Here is a 23,389-nt window from a genome sequence, read left to right on the forward strand (position 1 = left end):
TGTAGTCGTCTCATTAGTTCAAATTCGCTTTGCTGGAAATCCCATCAATCGTTTTAAGCTGGTCGAGAATAGCCTGAGAAGCTAGAGTGAAATACTGCTCAGCGGCCGGTGTGATGCTCATACTTGGTATGGGCATTTGAGCACTGAGGATATGTCTCATTTTAGGAATAAAGACGTAAGCTAACCAGCTTTCAAACTCCATGGTGTCTAAAGCAAATGGCACTTGGCTGCGCAACGCCGTTTCAGAAGGCTCAGCGTCAGTAGAATTAGTACTCGGCCAGAGCCCTTCATTGTCCATCAACAAAACGAGTGTCTCTATTGCTGAGGCCATATCCTGATAGACCTGATTTACCATTAACTCACTACCAACGAATGCTCAAAAGTGTATCGCGAAATTATATCAGGCTAATCAGAACCCTGTCACTGCTGTATTCATAATTGTGTGCATGTCTGAGTGCGTATTATCTGTGATAAACTAATAGCATTAGTGGCTTCTAGGCTCGTATTGGCGATACATGTTCGAGAAACACACATAGAAAAGCGACGCTGGCCCCGCCCCTTTGTGTGCAATCTCGTTCTTTTCAGCGTAATGAATACGTGTATTTAGAAAAAGTCTATTCAGGCACACAATTATGAGCAAAAAGCTCACGTGGATAAATTTGTAGTATTTAGGATGTTTTGATGAGCGCAGACACAATTAATTCAATCAGTGAATTCTTATTACACGCTGGTACTGAGTACAAGGTATTCGATATTGGTCGCAGATTAACAATCATTGATAATCAATCATTCTTAGATATTGAAAGTGGTAATGCCTACGCTCCTCTCCCGCGCCAACAGCACGCATGGTTTGGTATTGTTTTTTGGAACAAGCAAAGCTCAACAGAACATTATATTTGGTTTGTAAAGCTACCTATTGATGAACAAGGCTTGGTAGTGACAGCCGCCCGTAATCATTTTCTTGATATTATTGTCGATGCGTTGGGTCAGTCCATAATAGAGGATACTGAAAAAGCACAGACACTGCCTGATAACCCCTATTCGTTTGTTCCCAATCAAGCGTTGCTGGCTCAGTTTAATGCGTTAGTGAAACACACATTATCGCAGCCGCTTAGCGATGAGGCCAAACAAGTTGAGGCTTACATTCAAGCGCCACAGTTAGTGGATTGGCAGCAGCTGTCTATGCAAAGTGTGGCAGATTTTGCATTTTCTCTACCTACCCACAGTCATCAATATAGGTTAGAAGAAGCATTTATAAACAATGCTAATCTGTATTCTGACGTATTTTTGAATACGTTTATGGAAATGCTCGAGTACGTACCTCTGTCAAAACCTGTTGAGACGTTCGTGTTACAACGCTTTTTTCAAAAAGCACAGTACGATGATATTAACTTGGCTGCACTGCGCGCGCTTTCAAGCAATGAGTTTAATAAACAGCTTCACTGTGAACTCAAGAGTATTTTAAATAAAGACATTTCAACGCGACTTGACGTGCTAAGCGTTATAGCCGCTCGTCACTATGAGCAAATGGACAACGAGTTGTTAACCTTATTTTTAACACAAGCAGCAAAGGCGGATGAAAGTGAAGGCCATGCAGGCGCTTTATTTTCTGGGTTCTTCTCTGACTTAGTTCAAGTTCCTAAGTTGCGCCGTCAAGTACTTACCCTTTTACGCTCACCCGACCGTCCGGCTGTATTAGCCAAAGCCTTTAATCAACTTTTTGCGCAAACGGGGAAATAGTATGACACTTTTAGAGCTTTCCCTATGGTTGGCAATTGGCTTTATCAGTTATCAATTCTGGCGAATAAGAGGCATATCAGAAAGCACAAATGCGTATTTAAAACAGTATTGTGATAAACACCAACTTCAATTATTGAGTGTTGCGCGAGCCAAAACACGTCTCTCGTTTAAATTCAAAAAGCCCGATTGGAATAGTGTGTTTATGTTTGAATTTTCAAGCAATGGTGAAGATAGATACAGCGGAGAGGTAGAGTTGGTAGGAAACCGCGTCATACGCACCGAGGTTCCACCTCATCGCGTTTAATAGCACTGAGTTTCATCGTACCTAGACGAATGGAACTGGGCTTACTGAGATTGGGCTTACTGAGATTGGGCTTACTGAGACTGGGCTTAATAACACGGCCATGTCTAACTAGGTGAGCAGGACTAAATAATAAAAAAGGGGAAAGTCATTAGACTTCCCCCTTTTTCGTAATTTTGAGCATCCCTCTCTGCGATCCTTTGCGACTAAAATCTTCCCGATCAGAATCCGTCTTCGCCCCTTTCCTTCTTGTCTCACAATACCCTTTGTGAGCTACCCGTCCGTGCGTAGGTTCCTTTCCATTGTTCCTTGTTTACTGTAAATCCATTCTACAGTGCTCCTCTTCCTGAGGCTGTCCATGCCAGACTCCGCTGACGTTCCTTATCCATTGTTTTATAGTCTTTTTGACTACACATCCTGCTGTAGCCCGCTCATTCCTTAAGCGTTCCCTGTAAATAGCATCCCTGTTCTACATCCTTGCTTTATATCCTTATACACTCGTCCCTGAATCATCCTTTATAGCAATGCAGAAGAAGCATCCTGTTCTTTGCCCACGTCCAATTGTGAATCCTTTTTGCGAGATGTCCCTATCCTTCATCCCTTAAGTACGTCCTGTAATTAGCGTCCTTGTCTTGTCCATTTCCTTTTTCTCACTCCGTGTGAGAATCTCATCCTTAAGTTGTCCTAGGTCATCCTTGCAAATCATCCTGACTCATCGTGTTTCCCTGTGACGTGTTAAATAATATAATCTTTAAATATTACCGCTATACGAAATTACAAAGTTTTAAGGAGTGATCCTCTACAACTTTTGGATAAAAAACAAAAAGCCTATAAAAATCAAATGCTTTATACTTTAGTCTAAAAATTTCCCATATGAAAAAAGGCGGAAAGCTCACAGATTTTGTAGGAGATATCTCACACTTGCCTGAGCAATTAGTGAGGTGGGTGGATGGCGTTGGGAAATGCGAAGTATATAAATTGTTCGAATATTTCATTCTGGTATTGGTAGAGACACAACTCACGCTCTACTGCGTGCCTCCTACTAGTTAATGCTATGACGCCTGGCCATGCTTTACGTATCAATTATTGACTAAAGCCACGCTCTACTTTGCTAATGCGAATTAACACTCTATTGTAGTCTCACTGTAAAGTTCATTCCTGAGAGAGAACGTATGGCAACTCACTTCATTTTTACAAGAAAGCAGCGCTCTTCCGCGCTATTACTTGTTTTTAATGCTGGCGTGGCGCTTGTTTTATGCGAAGCAGCACATCGATATCTTCCAAATTTAACAAGCGATAGCACTGCACTAAATGAACTTTTTGATGTGCTAGATATCGCCATTTGGGTTATTGAAGCTATTTTGCTTGGGTTGGCATTATGGTTTTGGTGTGAAAATAAAGAGATTAGAGTTTGTGTGTCATCTACTAAACTGTCGTACTCCGACCCTACCTTCGGTGATATAAGTTGGCAGGTCAACATTGATGACATTACGGAGTTAAAGCAAATAAGTGACACAAGGCAACATATTTCTAATTTCATTGTGTTGAAAAGTGGAGAGAATAAGCAACTTATGTATCACAATTATCGCGGCTTTAATCGACACGCTTTTTTCGAAGCGCTTGCAGCTGCAAACCCAAATATCATTCTTCCGAAAAACCCAAATCGTTACAAAATACAAAGGCCTTCATGGGCTAAACGAATTCGAAAAAAGTTTGGATTAGAGGACTAGAACACAGTAGAAAGCGTGATATACGTCTTTGACTCGTTCGCAACGAACTATCATCTCTGCATTAACAAAAGCGCATCGCTAAACGAGTATGTGCTGCTGAGAAAGTTGCATGTCATAGCGACCTTACTAAGACTTAGCTCTGAACATCACCGACCCATTAACATGAGATAAAGATAAATTACCAACAACACTGTATTTGTCGTCGCGAAAAAAGGATTTATGCTTATCAATGGTCACGAATACCGCGATACCTGCACTTTTAGCGTCTTCTTCAACCACACTGTCAATTGCGCCAAGTAGAATATGACCTAAACCGTGTTCTTGATGATCAGGATGCACAGCAATGAAGCTAAGCATGTGAAAATTCTCTGCTGGAACCAGGGTTCGTACTTTTTCTTCCTTTTCCAGCATTTGCTTCGTTCCGAAAAGCCCAGCGGTAAGCAACATGCGAAGTCGCCAGTGCCAATATCGCCCTGCACCAAATGCCGCATCAGGAGCAGTAAGGCACGCTACTGCAATTAAACGTTCAGCATCAAACAGCCCTATCATGGGCTGCTCTGCAACCCAAAACGCATTAAGCTCTTCTCGGATAGCCGAGCGTAATCGACTCTCATAGCCTTCTTTTTCTGCTTGGAAAATTTCCAAAAACAGAGGGTCATCCACATAGGCGTTATAAAGGATAGATGCCGCGATTTTTAGATCATCAACGCCAAGATAAATGGCTTTAACCGTATCGGCTGATGGAGCAAGAACAGCCTCATTTGATTCGATATCCATGAGAGGGCCTCCGTGTAGGCTTATATCTATGTTCGCGTTTAAAAAATGACCACTGAATATACTGTTCACGCAAATTCAAATAGCTATAACTCATACGCTGTAGAACTGATTAATGATTAGACTACGCGAAAACCCATCACCTGTTAACTTTTTATTAACAATTTTTAATGCATTAGGCTGTAGGCACTGTCTCCCCAACCCGCAAGGTTTCCGTTTCTAAATACCAGTGGTGTACATTCGTCCTTTGTTGTTACACCATCACCCATTGTTTTTTGAGTACGGTAATAAAGTACGCGGTATGTACCATCTGCTTTTTCAAAAAGTTCGTTGAAGTCGGCGACTCCCATCTTTCTCAATACCGTTTCATAGCCAACCCCAACCTCAAGATTAGCGATATGTTTACGATTATTGAACTCTCTGTCTTCCCAATCTGAACCGTAGTGACTATCAGAGCCACCTCCTACAGAAACAACACAACCAGAAAGTAGTAATGAAGACGCAACAGCGACAGAAAGAATGAGTGTTTTCATGTATATTCCTTAATTATTATTTGATTTATTTAGGGCGTCTTGACTATTGCTGTTCGAACTTTGGTCAAAATTGTCAACACGCCTGCGCCGTTGCTGAGTAGATAAACCGTTAGATGGCAAACTTTGCAAGGCGCACACTTAACAAGTAACAATCAAAAATAGCGCCAAAACGTAAGCATTTGTTTTTTATTATATTTATTAAAAATTCTAAATACTAAATACCTTAACAATTAGTGAATAAGGCAAATTATTAGTCTTTTTAACATTTGACCTTTGCTGACCTTTGCGCCGAAGGTTAGTTCGATATGCCGTAAGGTACTTTGGTTAATGAACCTGATGACTGATAGGTAGTAAGATGCTTGACGTTCATTTTAAACTCAAAGGCTTTGACCACCAATACATTGAAGGCGGCACATTTGGTAGCAATGCAGTGAAGGCTACATATTGAGGGTGACACATTGAGGGCAACACATTGACAGTTGGCATAAACATTAGGGTAGTAACAAATAAACTATGAACAACACCATTAACCAATTAATCATTATCTGCCAAAAAATGCATGAAGAAGGCAAGACTCCAAGTGTGGGGATTCTTCGTTCGAAGGCGCCGTTTAAAGTATCGGTTACTGAAGCAATAGATGCAATTAAGCGCTTTAATGCCAGTACGCCAAGTGCACAAACTAAAAACTCGCGGAACGAGACACAGCCTGGTGATGACTCAGTTAGCCTGGCGACTCGAGTAGATGCCCTCGAACGAGAAGTAGAAACACTGAAAGCATCACTGGCTGACCTGCTGCGCGACCGATAATGAGACACGCGACCAGCAATGAGACACGCGGCCGGCAATGAGGGTCTATTCGTCGACGTTGCAAAATAGGCCTTATCGACTTGCTGAGCTTGGCTTAAGGGTAGAAAGAAAAGCAGCGAGTGACGGCGCCAAAATTTCTTTTGGCTCCATACCCACCTGCTCTAATGCAACCTCGCCTGTTTTGTTGATTACCGTTAATATGAAATCTTCTTCATCGGTTAACCCAAAGAATAGCGTTGGCGCCTGTTCTAACCGCTGCTTCATAAGCAGGTGGCCGATAAGGTTTTGCTGCAAGCGCTCAAAATCTTCTTCATTCCACACCTGAAGTAGCTCGCATTCACCCTGAGGAGCTGTTGCAATTAGATTATTGCTAAAATAACGCGTGAAATAGGTGCAATAGTCACTGTTTAAGGTAAGTTCAAGGGCATCACCTACATTATCAAAAGACAACGGCTTTGTTTGTTTCACAGGCCGCCAAGGTACTATTTTCCCCTGTAGCCCCTGTTGTCCATGCCGCCCCTGCTCGCCTTCGCTTTTGTAACACAGCGAGGGCCACTCTTTGTCATAAGGAATGGACAGAACACCTTCGTTGGCGTTCTCGACATAAGATGAAACAAAATTATCCAGTTGTTCGCAAATAGACAGAGCCATTATTTAATTACCTTCGTATTTTTGGGTTACACTATACGTAAAATATGCCAAGTCAACGTTTGGCGATGATATAGCGATTAATGCATTAGGGTTCTTATGTCGACAGACAACAAACGAGAAAAAATTACTATTTCTGCACCAGACGATCTCTCGTTAGGTAAGCAAGTAGACTACGAGTATGAATATAACCCTGCGCTCCTTCAAGGGGTGCCGCGTAGTCTAAGTAGAGATACACTGCCTTTTAAATCAGGAGTCCCTTCCTCTGATACGCTTCCTTTTGAAGGTATCGATACGTGGACAGGCTATGAATTATCCTGGCTCAATATGAAAGGTAAACCTCAGGTCGCGATTCTTGAATGCATGGTGCCGATCACCTCTGAAAACCTGATTGAGTCTAAGTCGTTTAAGCTTTATCTAAACAGCTTTAATCAAACCCGTTTTAAAAGCAGCGACGATGTAAAAACAGTGCTCAAAAAAGATTTGTCTGCCTGCGCGGGCAAAGACGTTGAAGTTAACCTGATTTTACCAAGTGAATTTGAAACTCTGCAATTCAAAGAGTTCCAAGGTACATTGCTCGATGAGCTTGATATTGAAATTGATAATTATGAGCCCGACACTCGGTATCTTGGTTTGGCATCATCAGATAAAGGCAAGGAAGTGAGTGAAACGCTTGTTTCTCATTTGCTAAAATCTAATTGCCTTATTACCAGCCAGCCAGATTGGGCAAGTATTCAAATTAAATATACAGGTTCGCCAATCGACCATGAAGGCTTGCTGCGATATTTGATTAGTTTTAGACAACACAATGAATTTCACGAGCAGTGTGTAGAGCGCATTTACAGCGATATCCTTAATCACTGTAAACCAACAAAACTGACGGTCTGCGCTCGATATACACGAAGGGGTGGACTGGATATCAATCCATTTCGTACCAATTTTGAGGCACCATACCCAAACCATCGTCAAGCTCGACAATAGACCTTTGCTGAACTTGACAATGTGACGTGTCCATAAACAACAAAAGATGAGCAACATGGAAGATAAACAGCTACAAGCGTACAAAAAAAACAATGCGCTATTGTGTCAATTCATCATAAAACTTTCATCTTTTTACGAGGGTTTTTCAGACAAGGTTGATGGTGAACTGAAAACCCTGCGCGGACACCTATCCGGCACGCCCAATTTCAGTTTAGCTACAGTCAGTATCAATAAACTGAATGCGGCACTTCAGCATCAAGACATTACCCTTCGCAAGTACAGTCTTGAGACGGTGTCATCTATTGAAGATGCCATGAAGCAGCTGCAGAAAATAATCTTTGAAGATGAAGAGCTTCGCGGTCTTGCTACTCAAGAGCTCATAAAACTTAATCAGCCTGTATCAGATATATTCAGCATTTACAGGCTCTACGCTAGGGCGGTTCAGCTTCACCGGGTTGCCCTTGGTAAGCACGTTAAAGGCTTGTTAACAGATTCTGCAACGCCCGAAACCGCCACATCAAAACAGCGACAGTCAGCGGAAGATGTTGGTACGGAGCGGGGGAGTGCTCATTTTTACCGCTCTATTTTTATAGAGCTTAATCAGCTAGTGACTTCATACACAGAGAAAAAACCCAACGATAGACAGCTTTTAGATATCAAAAAGCGGCTTGATCAAGGCATGGCTAACGAGCAGCTACTAGAGAGTTGTGTCGTAGTACTTCGCATGATAGTGCAAGACGCCATGGCGGAAGCTAGTTTAACCGGAAAAGTCATTCAGGGGCTGCATACGTCACTCGGTAAAATTGGCGAAGATGTCAGCAGAAGTATCGACGGAAGCAAAGCGCAATTTGAGCAACGCACAGCCAGTAATGCTGAGCTGAAAACCTATATCGATAATATTGAAGAAGCAGTTTCTACAACTGATTCGTTTGACGCGCTAAAAACGCAAACACAGTCATGTATCAAAGTATTGTCAAAGACTCTAACAGACACCCAGGCAAGCGACAGCGAGAGCCAAACAGCACTCATTTCTTTATTGTCGTCCATGCAGGACAGAATCAACAAGCTTCAGCAGCAAACCAATTCCTATAAGCGGAAATTTGCTGAACAAGTAATGCAGAGTAAAACAGATGCACTTACCCGTTTACCTAATCGTCAAGCGTACAATGAACAGTTGGCTTTAGCGCATCAGCACTTCCAATCTTCAAAAAAGCCGCTTTCTATTGCCCTTATCGACATTGATTTCTTCAAATCAATTAACGACAAGTTCGGTCATTCCGCTGGTGATAAGACGCTGCAGATTGTTAGCCGAGCGTTTAAGCGTCATATGGCTGACGATCAGTTTCTTGCGCGCTGGGGCGGAGAGGAGTTTGTGGTGCTTTTGCCCGATACCAACGAGACAAAGCTACGAGAAAAGCTAGAGGCGATTAGAAAAGATTTAGAAAGTATGCAGCTTAAGTTTAAGCAAGAAAAAGTGGTTATTACCGTATCGCTCGGAGGTACGTCATTTACCTCAGCAGATACCATTGATTCGGCTTTTGAGCGAGCAGACAGATACCTTTATCAAGCTAAACGAAATGGCCGAAATCAAGTCGTTACTGACATCGACGCCCAAAAATAGGAAGTAGTGTGATTAAAAAAGTACAGCTAAACCCCATGGGTTTGATGAGCCAACTGTCACAAGCTGAAGTTGCGCGCCTGCAGGATGCGTCCGATAGCGAACTCTTTACCATGTTTCGAAATTGCTCTCTCGCCGTGTTAAACAGCGGTGTTGATGAAGATAATTTTGAAACCTTATTTGCCCCCTATGAAAATTTCGATATAAGACTTGTACGCCGTGAGCGCGGCGTGAAAATTGAGTTGATTAACCCTCCAGAAGTCGCCTTTGTAGACGACAACCTCGTAAGAGGCGTTCATGAACATTTATTCGCCGTTCTACGAGACTTACTGTACATGGGCGATAAGTATGATTTCTTACATCAACATGCACCAACAGACGGCGCGCAAATTACCGATATGGTGTTTGATATGCTTCGCCATGCTAAAGCGCTAGAGGGCAACGATGGCGTTAATACCATTGTATGCTGGGGCGGCCACTCCATTAATCAGATTGAGTATAAGTACACTAAAGAAGTGGGCTATCAGCTTGGTCTTAGAGACATGAACATTTGTACTGGCTGTGGGCCAGGTGCAATGAAAGGCCCAATGAAAGGGGCGGCAATAGGTCATGCTAAGCAAAGATACAAATCCGGTCGGTACGTAGGTATTTCAGAACCCAGTATTATTGCCGCTGAGCCACCTAATGCGATTGTTAATGAGCTCATCATAATGCCTGACATTGAAAAGCGTTTAGAGGCGTTTGTGCGTTTGGCACACGGTATTGTCATATTCCCAGGTGGTGTAGGCACGGCTGAGGAGCTGCTGTATCTTCTTGGCATTCTGATGAATGAAAGAAACGGTCAGCAGCCTTTCCCTGTCATTCTAACCGGCCCTGCAGGCAGTGAAGAATATTTCGAGGCAGTAGATACTTTTATTGCAGAGACCTTGGGGAAAGAAGCACAAAAGAAATACCAAATTATAGTGAACGACCCAGAAGAAGTAGCTCGTTCATTATGTAAAGGGTTAGAAAAGGTCAAAAAATATCGCGGTGCGATGGGAGATGCCTTTAGTTTTAACTGGTCGTTAAAAATAGAGCGAGACTTTCAACAGCCATTTATTCCAACGCACGAGAGTATGGCTGGGCTTCAACTTGACCATCATCAAAGCACAAGCGATTTAGCGTCGAATTTAAGAAAAGCGTTCTCAGGTATCGTTGCCGGTAATGTAAAAGCAGAAGGGATTAAGCAGATAAAAGAAAACGGCCCTTTTGAGATTACTGGCGACAAAGCGTTAATGAAGCATGTTGATGTACTGCTAGAATCATTTGTAAAACAGCACCGAATGAAGCTTCCTGGCAGCGCTTACGAGCCCTGCTATTTGGTAAAATAACTTAGCCAGTTCATTTAGCCAACTTATTTAGCCAAGAGATGTATTGCACCGCCAGCGCTTTGAAAATAAGCGCTGCGCGTTCGCCTCCTACTCTTTAGCGTTTATACTTTTGCTGGTAACCATGGCCTGACATAAACACTTACCATAATCGCTTATTATTCTCATACAATTTACGGTAGACTTAAAATATTATAAAAGCTGGGAATGAGCGAATAGGTTTAGCGGATTTTAATCTGCACGCTTATGCGTTGCATGCTCACGTTATTCGGCCGCGTTATTCGGCCACGTTGTGCATCTGCAATAGGCACCCATGCTTGTCACTATTACATTAATTTAGACACGAGAAGTAACGGTTATGAACACCAAAGTTATTCGACTCATCCTAGCTGGCGTAGGACTTTACGCGTTATTTGTTTTTATGATTATCGCGTTCTATCCAGATAAGCCTGAGAACATGGATTGGAAGGATAGAGAAGAGTATAACCGCGTTCAAATTACCAAGCTTAAATTAGGCAGCACGCGAGAGGAGGTGCTTGCACTACTCGGCTCACCTGATTTGACTGAGGCGAAACGCCAAGGGGTGAATGCTATTCAAGTTATGTTCTTTCGAACGCAGCATGTCCGTGCCGATGGCTTAACAACCCAAGACGAATGTACGCCTTTACTGTTTGAAAATGACAAGCTCATTGCCTGGGGAGAAGGTGCCTACTCTAGCTATCAAGAAAGCTAGCCCCGTATGGCATTAGCCGATATTCAGTCGACGTTTTCTCAAATACTTGCTGCACCGACTCCCTCACAAAGCGTTGATAACAAAGTTAACCTCTGGCTTAGAAATGCCAAGTTAGCCATCGCGCTTGTTAATGAAGAGCCCGCCGCGGCGCTTGCGGTTCATGGAACTAAAAACTCACTTCCCCCGCAGTTAGCCCACATACTTTTATTGACAGTATTTGGTAAGCTCAATCACTTTAACGATCACTATCTTCAGCATCTTGTTGCGGCAACCTTAGCCCTCTATCATCTTGCTGGTTACGATAAAAGTGGCGAAGCAGATGCCGAGCAACTAGGCGACGCTAGCCTGATAAGAAAATCGAATGACGGTAATGCAATTTCTGAATTTTTACGCGCGAAAGGCTTATCGTCTTGGCTGGATATTTTGCGATTAAAACGGGTAGTATTTTCTTCCAAAAATGCACAAGCCCACTCTCTTGCCAGTGCTAAAATCAATCGCGCACAGCGACTTTGTCTACTGTCTAAAATTATCAGCAGCACATCGGCGGAAAAAAAGCATAGCCTCTTTTCTCAATGCACTCGCTTAATACCTGTGCACCATCACGGCTTATTGCCCTCACTGTCTCCACTTTTTGAGCGTGCTATGCCAGGCGAGAAAGTGTATGCCAATGGTATTCCGGCAACCATTGTTGATATAAAGCAAAACCACAGTTTTGCAGCGATTGCTCGTAATGCCGACTGCGATAATGACTGGGTGCCTGCTTCATCAATACGCTCGCCGATACATCAACACATTGAATTTGATGTGTTCATTGCACTTTTTAATGAAACTAGAGCCCCTCGACAAGTAAAGGGAGGCCAGCCTTTTTTTCCAACAACATTTGCTATTCAACGCCCCCCTTCAGCACTTTTGCACATTATTGACGAGTTGCAAAAACGCGACATCGATATTCCGACGCTTTGTGAGAAAATAGAACGTGCTCCTACGTTCAATCATTTTTTAATAAGCACAGCGAGCCAAGATAACCGCTTGCAACTACCGGTGAAGACGATAAAACAGGCAGTACTCACTTACGGTACTGAGCGCGTGGGCGATATGCTTGTTCAATTTGCTTTAATGGAGCGATTAACACAGCATGAGTTTCCTCTTGTAGATACCTGCAAACAATTCACACTGGTTGCCAGCGCGTTTGCCAGTCATATCGCATCGCTTACCAAAACCAAGTTTACGGCCCAGTCCGCGGCGCTAACTATGACCTTCGCTTGCTCACCGCTTTTCACGCTGCCTGGCTTGAAAGTAATTACCAAACTTCCTATTCGGGCAAACCCGAATTTCTCTATCAATAATACGTTTAACATCATGACACCATCGCCTTGGCTCTCTATTGCCAGTGAACTAGCTAAGAACTGGCATCAAAGCGCTACGTGGCGTGCGGTGCTTCATCAGTGCAATAAAACAAATGACGCCGTACCCGCATCATTAAGAAAGGAGCACGCGGTAGTATCAATGGGTTTTTATTTAGCCAGATCGTATCTATTAACCACGCCAGATAAAGACTTGAGCAACACTGAAGATGCAAAGCTGTGGATGTCTGTATTGTCCATATCTCCTAGTGACCTAGCGCACATTGTGAATGAACAAAGACCTCATTTGATATGCCCTTTGCCTCGCTAGTTAGTTTTTTCGCTGAGTAGCTTTGTCAATGAATAACTTTCTTCTTAGGGAGCGTATCTCGATGTAGCTCTCTCTATAAGCCTTTATTTAACGCTCTGACTTTTATTCAGGCCGAGGCAGTAAAGCACCTCTTTTTAAATGGGAAAGCACTTTTCGGCGTTTATTATATCCGTTTCCAATTTATATTTACGAATGGCTATAACTTATGCCTTCTATCGTATAAAATATGCGAACTTTTGCACTGCGACATTTTAATATCCCCTACTTTTTCAAGTTTTTAATAAGCAGGCAAGCAATGGCGTGTTATGCTCGCGACAATAAAGCGGTGCATTTAGAACCTAACGACTAATACAACAGAATTACTAGAGGATCTCCCATCATGACTCAGCAACATATTACAGTCATTCGCGGTGACGGCATTGGCCCGGATATCATCGATGCAACCACAAAAATTTTAGACAAGGTTGGCTGTAACTTCGCCTACGATTATGCCGACGCAGGACTCGTTGCTCTAGAAGAACATGGCGAATTGTTACCACAAGAGACACTCGACCTCATTGCAAAAAACAAAGTAGCACTTAAAGGCCCCCTCACGACTCCAGTAGGGGAAGGGTTCACGTCTATTAACGTGAGCCTTCGCAAGCAGTTTAAACTGTACGCAAACCTTCGCCCGGTAATGTCTTTTAAAGGTACAAAAGCGCGCTACGAAGACATTGATATCATCACTGTGCGCGAAAATACCCAAGGTATGTATTCTGGTCTTGGCCAAGTAGTGTCTGAAGATGGCAATGAAGCTGAAGCCATGAGTAAGATTACACGTGACGGCGCAGAGAAGATTGTGACCTTTGCTTACGAACTTGCTCGCCGCGAAGGAAGAAAGAAGGTTACAGCGGTTCACAAAGCAAATATCTTAAAATCAACCTCTGGACTGTTTCTTAAAGTGGCCCGTGAAGTTGGTGAGCGTTATCCAGACATCGAATCAGCAGAAATGATTGTTGATAACTGCTGTATGCAGTTAGTTATGAATCCACATCAGTTCGATGTCATTGTTACGACCAACTTATTCGGCGACATTCTTTCTGACTTATGTGCAGGACTTGTTGGCGGCCTAGGTATGGCACCGGGTGCGAACATTGGCGAAGACTGTGCTATTTTTGAAGCTGTACATGGCTCTGCTCCTGATATTGCAGGTAAAAACCTTGCTAACCCAACTTCAGTTATTCTAGCTGCAGCGCAAATGTTAGAGTATTTGAACATGAGCGACAAAGCAGAAAAAATTCGCTCAGCACTTAAAGATGTTATTGAGAGCGGCGACCGCACCACACGCGACCTTGGTGGCGAATCGGGTACGCTTGAGTTTACTGACGCATTGATTGAACGTCTGTAAGCACTTCAGTAAGAAATAAAAAAATAGCGGGCAGTGCCCGCTATTTTTTATCTACTCATTCTTCACTTATACCAGTCGCATAGGTAATTATTTTAAAACCTGTACTAAAACTGGACTAGCCTAATCCCCTCAATCTCATACAATTCTTGTTGTACAAATGGTGTACACCGTTAAAACAAGGAACGATGATGAATAAAATACTACCGGGATTACTGTTACTCGCCGCACTGTCACTTCACATACCTGTAGCTCACTCACAAAGCACAGATACTGACGGAACACGACACAACTCTAGCCAGTCTGTTGCCAATAAGCTTGATTTAAACGTGGCCTCACTGGCTGAATTGCAGACACTGCCAGGTGTTGGTGTATCAAAAGCTAAAGCAATTATTAATTACCGAGAACAGGTTGGTCCCTTTTTGGAAGTCGCTCAGTTAACTGAAGTGAAAGGAATTGGTAACAAAATGCTATCTAAGATTCAAAGCTTGGTGAAAGTTGATTGAATCAACAAAAAAATGCGCCTTAAAAGGCGCATTTTTTATTCTTTAAGTTCTATTATTAGGCCTTGATGGTAGCCAAAAACTCTTTAAACTCTTCACCTAAAGCTGGGTGGCGTAGTGCATATTCAACATTCGCCTTCATATAACCAAGCTTGCTACCACAGTCATGGCTCTTTCCTTTCATGTAGTAAGCATCTACTTGCTCTAGCTTCATTAGCGCATCGATAGCGTCAGTAAGCTGCACTTCTCCACCAGCACCTGGAGGCGTGAACTCAAGTAAATCCCAAATTTTCTCTGAAAGCACATAACGGCCCACAACGGCTAAATCAGATGGCGCTTCGTCAAGTGGCGGCTTCTCTACCATTTTGTGTATTTTCGCTGACTCACCTTGAGTAATTGACGCACCGTCAAGGTCTGCAATACCAAATTTAGAGATATCTTCCTGCGCAACCTGCTCAACCATAACTTGGCTCACTCGGCTTGTATTAAACTTGGCAACCATATCAGCAAGGTTGTCTTTCTTAGGGTTACTCGCAGCATCGTCGATGATAACGTCAGGTAGCACAACGGCAAACGGTGCATCGCCAATAAGTGGACGAGCGCAAAGTACCGCGTGGCCGAGGCCATTCGCAACACCTTGACGAATTTGCATGATGGTGACGTCTTTAGGACAGATAGACTGTACTTCTTCAAGCAGCTGACGCTTTACACGCGCTTCTAACGTAGCCTCTAGCTCAAAAGAGGTGTCGAAGTGGTTTTCAATGCTATTTTTACTTGCATGGGTAACAAGAATAATCTCTTTAATACCGGCTGCAACACACTCGCTCACTACATACTGAATTAGAGGCTTATCAACAACTGGCAGCATTTCCTTCGGTATTGCTTTCGTGGCAGGTAGCATCCTTGTTCCTAAGCCTGCTACTGGAATTACTGCTTTTTTTACCTGACTCATAGTCTGTATCCTTTTGATTCAAATTCTTCGACGCTCTCTTTACACAGTCCTTATTCAAAGGTAGTCATTTAAATGAGCACGTCGGCTTATGTAATGAGATGCAATCGATGTTCCAACTAACACATTTTGAGCATAAAGAATGATTCAATGCCCAAACTATAAATTTTTCAGTTTTTTAGCACCAAACTTGTGACAGCATGATATCCCACGCACCAATATGGTGAAAGAAAAGATCTTTTGTTCACCATAATTTTTCAGTTTTACTGAGCCTTGCCGCTACTTTAAAGGGCCGTAGTTTTTTTTGATGCCGTCTCTAAGTCCTTTACGCATGAACTGACCTCGCTCTCGTCCATTTTCAAAAACGAAACGGTTCACAATGTAACGCAGTGGTATTGCGAAAAGATGACGACATTTCCAATAAATGGGGACATAGCGCCGGCGACTTAAAATAAGCACATTTCTCAGCTGGTAGTAAAGTCTTACAGGCGCCCCCTGCTTAAAGGTTATGCCAAGCACTTTAATTCTATCGTCGCCTTGCCTATGTGGCATGCTGACTAATTGAGATTGATAAACTTTCAATCCTTTACACTTTGCTCGCCAACACCACTCATGATCGACTCCATCAATGAACAATCCTGACTCTTTCTCACCCACCTTTTCAAACGCTTGGTGAGAAATGAGCATCCCGGAGGCTATTATCTGCTTAACTTCTCTTAACCCTAACGATATCTGCTTGCCTTTTTGAATCACCCCCTCCTGCACTGTATTACTAAATTGGCAGTGAATTGATGGGCCTATAGCAGCAACAGCACTTACTTTTTCAAGCGCGATGAACTGCTTATACAGTGAGGCTGCGATAGTAGGTGAAAAGCTACTGTCTTGATCGAGAAGAAAACAATAGCCGATTGATTGAGAGAAAAGCGCGCGTAAACCCACGTTTTGTGCCTCAGCAATACCAAGGTTTGATGGATAGTGGGAATAGATGCAGTTGCTAGCTAAGTCTAACTGCGTAGGATGAGGGGAGTTATCGACAATGGCTATCTGCCATTCATCACTAGCAAACTCATTAATTAGATGATTTACATGCTCCACGTCGGGGTTGTAAAGAATAACGACAATGCCAATACTCAATGCTTACCAAACCTTTCAAGTAAATGCCTATCTAACTTATAGGCCAACTTCACAAACTTGCCGGGCATCATTCGTAATGCCAGCACACCAAAGGCATAGGCCACATTATACAATGAATACTGCTTTAGCTTTATAATGGCGTATATTCGTGCTTTGAATTCGTTTAAGGATTTACTGAGCCCTCGGCGTTTATAAAAATTATTCACACGGCGAAATTTCAACAAACGATCTTTTAAATTTCTGAAGACGTACCCTTCAGACGCAAGCTTTATCCAGAAAAAGTAATCTTGAGTATTCATCAAACTACTGTCGTACCGGTACCCGTCTCTAAATACGTTATATCGAATAACCACCGTTGGATGATTGAGCGCGCAGCGGCGGGGCAATATTCTTGCGATTTGCTTATGAGAAGCAGGCATAACTCGGGCTCCTACTTTGTCGCCATTTTCGTTAACCTCATTTAACCCTGTACCTAGCACCGCAATGTAACTGTGTCTTCTCATATAAGATACTTGACGAGAAAGACGATTAGGCTCAGAGATATCGTCGGCGTCCATTCGCACGAAAAATTGAGGTTCAAAGGAAAGGCCAAATTCTGCAGCTGAGTTCATGCTGCTGGCAAGACCCACATTATCTGAATTTTGTGCAACAATAATTCTGCTATCCTGCTTTGACGCATCTAATACCGTGTCCAGAATTACTGTAGGTACCGAACCGTCTACAACAATGACAAACAAAAAATCGCGATAGTCCTGCGTGGTAATACTGCTCATAGCTTCTTTCAACCACGCAACATTGTCCGCATGATAAACGGCCATAGCAACGATAGTTTCTACATGTTTTTTTCGATTGTTATTGGAAAGAACAGAAAATTGATTATTCAAATAGATTACCGATTGTGACGTGTGCATGCGAAAAGAGGCGTAAATTGTGCGACTCTTTACAACATCTTACAGAGAAATGCTGCTGGCATCTACGCATTTCCGCTCTGCCTATTTTACTTATTCTGCATGATTGCGAGTGCGTTGAAGATTTCTTGAGAGCTAGGCTGTCACGCGCTTTATAAATCGCAAGACATTCCAGATATTCTGAATAACGAAACTGTAAACTACAAGCAGTGCCATGAATCCCCAGAACATAATAGTTTCCGAGACTTGATAGACTTCACCCAGTATTCCGACTGCACAGAAACACGCGCCCAATGCTAAAATAGCGATAAGCGATTTTCTGCTGCTAAGACCCGCTCGCATAAAAATATTGTGAAGGTGTTGTCTGTCTGGCCGCAACATGGATTGACCTTTTCTAGCTCGACGATACATGATAGCTGCCATATCCATTAAAGGGAGGCCTATAAGCCAAACCGCAGTAATAGGTCTAAACGCGGCTCCTTCTCCTTGAGTATGATCAACCAATAACCAGACAATGGTGAGGCCCACAAACATACTTCCAGAGTCGCCCATGAAAATTTTGTTGCCCTTAAAGCCTTTCCAGCTGAGGTTAAACGCTAAAAACGGAACAATTGCAGCGACAATGATAAGCGGCTCCATGATAGCAACGCCATTCCCCGTTGCGATAAGAAAACCAACCAATGTTAATAGAATGACTAAACTCATTCCAGCGGCTAGTCCATCGATACCGTCAATCATATTAAACGCATTGATAACGCCAACAACACACACAATAGTGAAGAAATAACCTCCAATACCGAGAAATACTTCCTCAGCCCCTAGAATGCTGCCTAGCGAGGTAATGTAGTTTTGCGCACTCCACGCCATGATAGATGCGACCCCAAACTGACACATAAGTCGGCCTTTGGCACTTAAGTCAAACCTATCGTCTAACATGCCAAGCAAAACGACAAAAGCAGAAGCAGTGAAGAACAGTGGATTATTTTTCATCCACACATCGGTTGCAACACTTGCAACCAACACGGCCATAAAAATAGCGACGCCACCCGTTAAAGGCACTATTCCGGCATGACGCTTTCTCGCTGTGGGTTGGTCAACCAAGCCAAACTGATGCGCAAGCGGAGTCATCACCACTAACAAAATAAGCGCGACAAAAAATGCAGTGAAAAGCGGCACAAACTGCAGGTAAGCTAGCATAAAAAGCACAATTCCTTGTTACCTCTGTTGGTTTGCGAAAACCCAACACAAGTCGTTTTTGTTATTGATAAATATCTCAACATTAGTTCCATGTAAAACAACAATCTTTTCCCTAATTACAGCAGGATTAAACGGGCTATTTTGTTCTGCCATTGCGCAATTTGTTGCGCACAATGATATAAAACATTTGACTAACTAACCACCCTAGCTAATAAAAAAGTATCCGTAACTTATCACTCTTTCGCTACTCTTATTTCATAAAGCGCAATCTGCGGAAACTTCCTTTGTTATTTCAATAACACCAAGCCTAAGCCGTCTGTTATCTACATAACGGTATATCGCAGAAAACGATTTAAGCGTCATCTTCTACAATTTCTTAATCTGCAGCAACTCTTTTACGAATCGCTACTCTAAATACAAAGTGAAAATACCTTTAGAGGTTACTCGCGCAAATCCGTTAATATGCTATTGGCAAGCAATAATTGTGCAAATGTGTAAATTTAAAACAACTTGACTCATTTTCTGCAAAGCTTTGGATACCGAAAATTGTCACTTTGTCTGAGATAAAATTGTAAGTCGCGGTGTGTAGTGGGGAGTATACAAACACTTTTGTTTATTGAGCAATATATTACACATATCCACGATCACGCTTTTGATAAATCTTGTGTTATCCTATCGCCAAATTGCTACACGGATATGAAAGCGAATGTTAAAACACGTCACCTACTTTTTCTCTGCTGTCACCGTAATGATGGGCGTAACAGGTTGTACCAATACCCCCACGGTCACTAAAGCTGACATACCATTGGTTCATTCTTCTCTAGCTTATTCACTAAATAGTACCACTGCACAGACTATTAATATTCCAAGAGCCAATATGCTTTTTGATACCAGTGACTTAATACCGATAACCTTTGAGGGTGCTCGCTATCAGTCAGCAGAGCGATATATTTCAGCCACTGGCAATAAATGTATAAGATTTGTGCTAAGCGATAGCAGTAAAGAAGCAGTGTCTAACGCTACTCGTAAAAAAATTACATCATGCGAACGAGATGGTGTGTGGGTTTTAATAAACCCACTTGTCGGAACGACTAACATGGAAGGCGTTTAATTAAGATGATGGTTAACAACGTGATTAAGCTTAAACAATCTCTGGCGGTTGCATTGCCGCTTCTCATTACATTTCTAGCTTTTAGTAACAACGCAAATAGTCAGAGCGCCGAACAGATAGAACAGCTAAGACAACGAGCTCAGCAAGCGAACAGCTCGTCCGCGGGAACGTCGGCAGTATCTCCACTTAATATTTCAAGCCAACGAACGCTACCTGGGGCAACACAATCTGGCAGCGCTGTAGGGCAGTTCTCCACCCAACCTAGAAATGGCGTATCCTTGCCGGGTGAGCCCACCATAGATACCGTATTCCCTCTACAAACAGCGATGGAAAATCCGCCTTTTGCGGCTAACTTATTCATCGGTGGATTTGAGTCAGAGCGCACCTCCGGAATGAATGACAACTATCTTGTAGCACCAGGAGATAAAATTTCAATTTGGTTGTGGGGAGCGGTTAACTTTTCAGATGTGGTTACTGTCGATAATCAGGGCAACATCTTTATTCCAAATATTGGACCGATTCGTGTAGCAAATACGCCAGCAGGCAGTGTTAATCAAACGGTAACTGGTAAAATACGCCAAGTCTATACTAATGACGTTAATGTGTATGTGAACCTTCTTACGACTACCCCTGTCTCGGTTTACGTTTCAGGACCAGTGTTACGACCGGGACAATACGCTGGACTCGCTTCTGATAGCGTACTCTACTTTCTAAAAAGAGCGGGCGGTGTTGATTTTCAGCGTGGCAGCTTTAGGCAAATAGATGTACTGCGCGATAATAAAGTGGTAGCAAGTGCAGATCTTTATGCCTTTTTTAGAAGCGGAAAGCTTCCCTCGCTGTCGTTTAAAGACGGCGATACCATATTAGTGCACCCAATTGGCAACACTATTACCGTTGAAACCGGTGCGCGGAACAGCTTCACATTTGAATTTTTAAATGAAGAGCTAAATGGTGAAGCCGTCAACTACTTCGCTCGTCCAGGTGAGTTTGCGTCTCACGCTTCAGTAGCAGGCGTAAGGGGAGATAAACAATATGCTAGATATTTAAGTATAGAGGAGTTCTCTACCTTAACGTTACGTGCAGGGGATACGGTAGAGTATGTTGCCGACAACGAACCGCAAATATATCGCATAAACGTTGCTGGAGCCTTTTCAGGCGCATCACAAGTTATGATCGACAAGGGCACTCGCTTGCTTGACGTGTTAGATCATATCGAAGCCGACACCGCCTTATCAGACACTCAAAATATCTTTTTATTAAGAGAAAGCGTGGCAATAAAGCAAAAAGAAATCATAGAAGAGGGCCTACAGCGTCTTGAACGCAGCATGTATACCGCACCAATTAGCTCAACGGGCGAAGGTGCAATCCGCGCTCAAGAGGCGCAGCTCGTCGCTGATTTTATTGCTCGCGCTAGACAAGTCGAACCTCAAGGAAGGGTGGTAGTTTCTGAAAACGGTGATATCGCCAATATTCTTCTTGAACCGAATGACACTATTGTTATCCCGGAAGTCACTGACCTAGTTCATGTTGGCGGTGAAGTACTATTGCCTCAATCTATTGTATTTAACCCTGAGGCCACCACCGAAGACTACTTAGCGTGGGCTGGCGGATTTACAGAAAGAGCAGAAGACGAACGCATTTTAATTGTACGTAAAAATGGTAACGTCACATTTAGCAACTTAAACGGCAGCTTGCTATCCGGTGCTGAAAGTAAGCTAGAGCCTGGCGATCAAATTATTGTATTACCTGCTATCGATACTAAATTGCTTCAAGCGGTTAAAGATATCACTCAAATCGTCTTCCAAGTTGCGGTTGCCGCCAACGTGGCGACTAACTAATAATGGTCACATTTAAAGAACAGCTTTATGCATGGAGAGGCGTAGTCTTTGCGCTTTTCCTTCGTGAGTTGCAGAGTAAGTTTAACGATAAATTTGGATTGGGCTGGGCATTTTTAGAGCCTTTTGCATTTATTTTTGCATTGTCTTATCTCCGCGGTTTGATTAGCGGTGACGATATTCACTCTATTCCTTTGTTTATTTTTATGATGATTGGCATGGTCGGCCTACAGTCTCTTACAACCTGTTTACAGTCAGTGTCAACTTCAGTACGACGAAACAAACCCCTTTATGCATTTAGACAAGTGCAGCCAATATCGGCCATTATCACTGCTGGATTCCTAGAGTTCTCAGTGAAAGTGGTTGTTGTGATGCTCCTAGCCTTGGCACTTTTTTTAATGGGCGAAACATTCGTTGTTCATGACCCATTACTTTTGATTTTTTTGTTTCTGCTTTTATGGGTATTTTCAATCTCTATAGGTCTTATATTTGCCATTGCAGCAGCATTTGTACCTGAAGTGGACAAAATTAAGTCGATGCTCACGCGGCCGCTTATGTTTATTTCATGCGTATTCTTCAGTTTGCAAGACTTACCAGAAGAGTTTTGGCCGTATCTAACGTGGAATCCACTAGTGCATTTCAATGAACTAGCGCGTTATGCCTGCTTTGAGTCTTATGGCCATAAAGGTGTATCGCTTGCCTTTGCTATCGAAATTACCGTTGCTTTTTTATTCCTAAGTCTTTCGATGTACCACATCACATGGAAAAGGGTGCTGTCTAGATGATAAAGATAGAAAACTTAACCAAAAGCTACCCAAGTAAAATGGGACCACAGTACATTTTTAAAAATTTAAACTTCGATTTTCCAAGCGAAGACAATGTGGCTATTTTAGGGAAGAACGGGGCGGGTAAATCTACGCTGTTCCGCATGCTTGCTAAAAGTGAATACCCAGACAGAGGCCGCGTTGTCACTAATAAAGCTATGTCTTGGCCGGTTGCGCTTGCAACTGGCGTTCACCCACAAATGACAGGGCGTGAAAATACGCGCTTTGTGGGAAGGATTAACAATGTTCGTTCTCTTCCAGAGTATGAAGAAAAGGTTCAGGAATTTGCCGAGTTAGGCAATCGTTTCGACCTTCCTGTTCGCACCTACTCTTCGGGTATGCGCGCCAAGCTTGTGTTTGCATGCTGTATGAACATTGATTTTGATATTTACCTTATCGATGAAGCGACGTCCGTTGGCGATCCACTTTTTCGCAAAAAAGCCCGACTTTCATTAAAAGAAAAAAGTAAACAGGCCGGCGTCATTATGGTGAGCCATGAATTAGATCAAATCCGAGAGTTTTGTACTTCAGCCGTCATCATTGATGATGGAAAGCTCAGATATTATCAAGATCTTGAAGAAGGCATCGACGTGTATACGCAGGATGCGGACAATAAGAAATCACTTAAATAGGTTTAA

At 42.8% G+C, this 23,389-nt stretch carries 23 protein-coding genes; 15 read left to right on the plus strand and 8 right to left on the minus strand.

Features of this window, described 5'->3' with window-relative positions; translation table 11 throughout:
• Window positions 1–13: 13 nt before the first annotated feature.
• The gene (locus V7R39_RS01560; protein ID WP_334027490.1) at window positions 14–355 is read right to left on the minus strand and encodes a YqcC family protein; all 342 of its coding nucleotides are present in this window, start codon (window positions 353–355) and stop codon (window positions 14–16) included.
• A 326-nt stretch (window positions 356–681) separates the two neighbouring features.
• Between V7R39_RS01560 and V7R39_RS01565 the strand changes: the two genes are divergently transcribed.
• The 3 genes from V7R39_RS01565 (at window position 682) to V7R39_RS01575 (ending at window position 3,771) form a co-directional block, all read left to right on the plus strand.
• A complete protein-coding gene (locus V7R39_RS01565; RefSeq protein WP_334027492.1) occupies window positions 682–1,740 on the plus strand; it encodes a DUF3549 family protein in 1,059 nt (352 codons plus the stop codon).
• A gap of 1 nt (window position 1,741) precedes the next feature.
• Window positions 1,742–2,044: a DUF3301 domain-containing protein gene (locus tag V7R39_RS01570; protein ID WP_334027494.1), complete on the plus strand. Its 303-nt coding sequence runs from the start codon at window positions 1,742–1,744 to the stop codon at window positions 2,042–2,044.
• A 1,169-nt stretch (window positions 2,045–3,213) separates the two neighbouring features.
• A complete protein-coding gene (locus V7R39_RS01575) occupies window positions 3,214–3,771 on the plus strand; it encodes a hypothetical protein (protein ID WP_334027496.1) in 558 nt (185 codons plus the stop codon).
• Between the two features lie 126 nt (window positions 3,772–3,897).
• On the opposite strand, the gene V7R39_RS01580 is transcribed toward V7R39_RS01575, so the two are convergent.
• Window positions 3,898–4,548 (minus strand): GNAT family N-acetyltransferase, encoded by a 651-nt coding sequence (locus V7R39_RS01580; protein WP_334027498.1) that lies wholly within the window; start codon window positions 4,546–4,548, stop codon window positions 3,898–3,900.
• Window positions 4,549–4,712: 164 nt separating this feature from the next.
• On the minus strand, window positions 4,713–5,078 hold the full coding sequence (locus V7R39_RS01585) for a DUF3192 domain-containing protein (protein WP_032094329.1): 366 nt from the start codon (window positions 5,076–5,078) through the stop codon (window positions 4,713–4,715).
• 513 nt (window positions 5,079–5,591) lie between these two features.
• Between V7R39_RS01585 and V7R39_RS01590 the strand changes: the two genes are divergently transcribed.
• Entirely contained in the window at window positions 5,592–5,885 is a 294-nt protein-coding gene (locus V7R39_RS01590) for a hypothetical protein (protein ID WP_334027501.1), read from the plus strand.
• Between the two features lie 72 nt (window positions 5,886–5,957).
• Here the strand turns inward: V7R39_RS01590 and syd are convergent, their stop codons facing one another.
• Window positions 5,958–6,536 carry a SecY-interacting protein gene (gene syd, locus V7R39_RS01595; protein ID WP_334027503.1) on the minus strand — a complete coding sequence of 193 codons (579 nt, stop codon included), beginning with the start codon at window positions 6,534–6,536 and terminating at the stop codon, window positions 5,958–5,960.
• 96 nt (window positions 6,537–6,632) lie between these two features.
• Here syd and queF point away from each other — a divergent pair, with 96 nt between their 5' ends.
• The 7 genes from queF (at window position 6,633) to V7R39_RS01630 (ending at window position 14,796) form a co-directional block, all read left to right on the plus strand.
• Complete coding sequence (gene queF / locus V7R39_RS01600; RefSeq protein ID WP_334027505.1) at window positions 6,633–7,514, plus strand: NADPH-dependent 7-cyano-7-deazaguanine reductase QueF; 882 nt, start codon at window positions 6,633–6,635, stop codon at window positions 7,512–7,514.
• Between the two features lie 55 nt (window positions 7,515–7,569).
• Window positions 7,570–9,135: a GGDEF domain-containing protein gene (locus V7R39_RS01605; protein ID WP_334027507.1), complete on the plus strand. Its 1,566-nt coding sequence runs from the start codon at window positions 7,570–7,572 to the stop codon at window positions 9,133–9,135.
• Between the two features lie 11 nt (window positions 9,136–9,146).
• Window positions 9,147–10,502: a nucleotide 5'-monophosphate nucleosidase PpnN gene (ppnN, locus tag V7R39_RS01610; protein ID WP_334028116.1), complete on the plus strand. Its 1,356-nt coding sequence runs from the start codon at window positions 9,147–9,149 to the stop codon at window positions 10,500–10,502.
• 355 nt (window positions 10,503–10,857) lie between these two features.
• On the plus strand, window positions 10,858–11,232 hold the full coding sequence (locus V7R39_RS01615; RefSeq protein ID WP_032094325.1) for a DUF3192 domain-containing protein: 375 nt from the start codon (window positions 10,858–10,860) through the stop codon (window positions 11,230–11,232).
• Between the two features lie 6 nt (window positions 11,233–11,238).
• Window positions 11,239–12,906 (plus strand): histidine kinase, encoded by a 1,668-nt coding sequence (locus V7R39_RS01620; protein WP_334027509.1) that lies wholly within the window; start codon window positions 11,239–11,241, stop codon window positions 12,904–12,906.
• A gap of 379 nt (window positions 12,907–13,285) precedes the next feature.
• The gene (locus tag V7R39_RS01625) at window positions 13,286–14,293 is read left to right on the plus strand and encodes an isocitrate dehydrogenase (RefSeq protein ID WP_334027511.1); all 1,008 of its coding nucleotides are present in this window, start codon (window positions 13,286–13,288) and stop codon (window positions 14,291–14,293) included.
• A gap of 188 nt (window positions 14,294–14,481) precedes the next feature.
• Entirely contained in the window at window positions 14,482–14,796 is a 315-nt protein-coding gene (locus V7R39_RS01630; protein ID WP_334027513.1) for a ComEA family DNA-binding protein, read from the plus strand.
• 55 nt (window positions 14,797–14,851) lie between these two features.
• On the opposite strand, the gene galU is transcribed toward V7R39_RS01630, so the two are convergent.
• The 4 genes from galU to wecA all read right to left on the minus strand — a co-directional run bounded on the left by galU (window position 14,852) and on the right by wecA (window position 18,981).
• Window positions 14,852–15,745 carry a UTP--glucose-1-phosphate uridylyltransferase GalU gene (gene galU / locus V7R39_RS01635; protein WP_287010229.1) on the minus strand — a complete coding sequence of 298 codons (894 nt, stop codon included), beginning with the start codon at window positions 15,743–15,745 and terminating at the stop codon, window positions 14,852–14,854.
• A 276-nt stretch (window positions 15,746–16,021) separates the two neighbouring features.
• Complete coding sequence (locus V7R39_RS01640) at window positions 16,022–16,876, minus strand: glycosyltransferase family 2 protein (protein ID WP_334027515.1); 855 nt, start codon at window positions 16,874–16,876, stop codon at window positions 16,022–16,024.
• Window positions 16,873–17,760 carry a glycosyltransferase gene (locus tag V7R39_RS01645; protein WP_334027518.1) on the minus strand — a complete coding sequence of 296 codons (888 nt, stop codon included), beginning with the start codon at window positions 17,758–17,760 and terminating at the stop codon, window positions 16,873–16,875. Before V7R39_RS01645 ends, V7R39_RS01640 begins: the two co-directional genes overlap by 4 nt.
• A 159-nt stretch (window positions 17,761–17,919) precedes the next feature.
• Window positions 17,920–18,981 (minus strand): UDP-N-acetylglucosamine--undecaprenyl-phosphate N-acetylglucosaminephosphotransferase, encoded by a 1,062-nt coding sequence (gene wecA / locus V7R39_RS01650; protein WP_334027520.1) that lies wholly within the window; start codon window positions 18,979–18,981, stop codon window positions 17,920–17,922.
• A gap of 706 nt (window positions 18,982–19,687) precedes the next feature.
• On the opposite strand from wecA, the gene V7R39_RS01655 reads away from it, so the two are divergent.
• The 4 genes from V7R39_RS01655 to V7R39_RS01670 are packed head-to-tail and all read left to right on the plus strand — an operon-like array spanning window position 19,688 to window position 23,383.
• Window positions 19,688–20,092: a hypothetical protein gene (locus tag V7R39_RS01655; RefSeq protein WP_334027522.1), complete on the plus strand. Its 405-nt coding sequence runs from the start codon at window positions 19,688–19,690 to the stop codon at window positions 20,090–20,092.
• A gap of 8 nt (window positions 20,093–20,100) precedes the next feature.
• Entirely contained in the window at window positions 20,101–21,930 is a 1,830-nt protein-coding gene (locus V7R39_RS01660; RefSeq protein WP_438823499.1) for a polysaccharide biosynthesis/export family protein, read from the plus strand.
• Between the two features lie 2 nt (window positions 21,931–21,932).
• Window positions 21,933–22,712: an ABC transporter permease gene (locus tag V7R39_RS01665; protein ID WP_334027526.1), complete on the plus strand. Its 780-nt coding sequence runs from the start codon at window positions 21,933–21,935 to the stop codon at window positions 22,710–22,712.
• On the plus strand, window positions 22,709–23,383 hold the full coding sequence (locus V7R39_RS01670; protein ID WP_334027527.1) for an ABC transporter ATP-binding protein: 675 nt from the start codon (window positions 22,709–22,711) through the stop codon (window positions 23,381–23,383). The genes V7R39_RS01665 and V7R39_RS01670 overlap by 4 nt, the downstream gene beginning before the upstream one ends.
• Window positions 23,384–23,389 lie beyond the last annotated feature (6 nt).

It is taken from the genome of Alteromonas sp. P256 (assembly GCF_036864455.1).
Lineage (GTDB): Bacteria > Pseudomonadota > Gammaproteobacteria > Enterobacterales > Alteromonadaceae > Alteromonas.

Coding starts and splice junctions, on each gene's coding strand:
- V7R39_RS01560 (WP_334027490.1), bottom strand. CDS start 355: ATGGTAAATCAGGTCTATCAGGATATGGCCTCAGCAATAGAGACACTC.
- V7R39_RS01565 (WP_334027492.1), top strand. CDS start 682: ATGAGCGCAGACACAATTAATTCAATCAGTGAATTCTTATTACACGCT.
- V7R39_RS01570 (WP_334027494.1), top strand. CDS start 1,742: ATGACACTTTTAGAGCTTTCCCTATGGTTGGCAATTGGCTTTATCAGT.
- V7R39_RS01575 (WP_334027496.1), top strand. CDS start 3,214: ATGGCAACTCACTTCATTTTTACAAGAAAGCAGCGCTCTTCCGCGCTA.
- V7R39_RS01580 (WP_334027498.1), bottom strand. CDS start 4,548: ATGGATATCGAATCAAATGAGGCTGTTCTTGCTCCATCAGCCGATACG.
- V7R39_RS01585 (WP_032094329.1), bottom strand. CDS start 5,078: ATGAAAACACTCATTCTTTCTGTCGCTGTTGCGTCTTCATTACTACTT.
- V7R39_RS01590 (WP_334027501.1), top strand. CDS start 5,592: ATGAACAACACCATTAACCAATTAATCATTATCTGCCAAAAAATGCAT.
- syd (WP_334027503.1), bottom strand. CDS start 6,536: ATGGCTCTGTCTATTTGCGAACAACTGGATAATTTTGTTTCATCTTAT.
- queF (WP_334027505.1), top strand. CDS start 6,633: ATGTCGACAGACAACAAACGAGAAAAAATTACTATTTCTGCACCAGAC.
- V7R39_RS01605 (WP_334027507.1), top strand. CDS start 7,570: ATGGAAGATAAACAGCTACAAGCGTACAAAAAAAACAATGCGCTATTG.
- V7R39_RS01615 (WP_032094325.1), top strand. CDS start 10,858: ATGAACACCAAAGTTATTCGACTCATCCTAGCTGGCGTAGGACTTTAC.
- V7R39_RS01620 (WP_334027509.1), top strand. CDS start 11,239: ATGGCATTAGCCGATATTCAGTCGACGTTTTCTCAAATACTTGCTGCA.
- V7R39_RS01625 (WP_334027511.1), top strand. CDS start 13,286: ATGACTCAGCAACATATTACAGTCATTCGCGGTGACGGCATTGGCCCG.
- V7R39_RS01630 (WP_334027513.1), top strand. CDS start 14,482: ATGAATAAAATACTACCGGGATTACTGTTACTCGCCGCACTGTCACTT.
- galU (WP_287010229.1), bottom strand. CDS start 15,745: ATGAGTCAGGTAAAAAAAGCAGTAATTCCAGTAGCAGGCTTAGGAACA.
- wecA (WP_334027520.1), bottom strand. CDS start 18,981: ATGCTAGCTTACCTGCAGTTTGTGCCGCTTTTCACTGCATTTTTTGTC.
- V7R39_RS01655 (WP_334027522.1), top strand. CDS start 19,688: ATGTTAAAACACGTCACCTACTTTTTCTCTGCTGTCACCGTAATGATG.
- V7R39_RS01660 (WP_438823499.1), top strand. CDS start 20,101: ATGGTTAACAACGTGATTAAGCTTAAACAATCTCTGGCGGTTGCATTG.
- V7R39_RS01665 (WP_334027526.1), top strand. CDS start 21,933: ATGGTCACATTTAAAGAACAGCTTTATGCATGGAGAGGCGTAGTCTTT.
- V7R39_RS01670 (WP_334027527.1), top strand. CDS start 22,709: ATGATAAAGATAGAAAACTTAACCAAAAGCTACCCAAGTAAAATGGGA.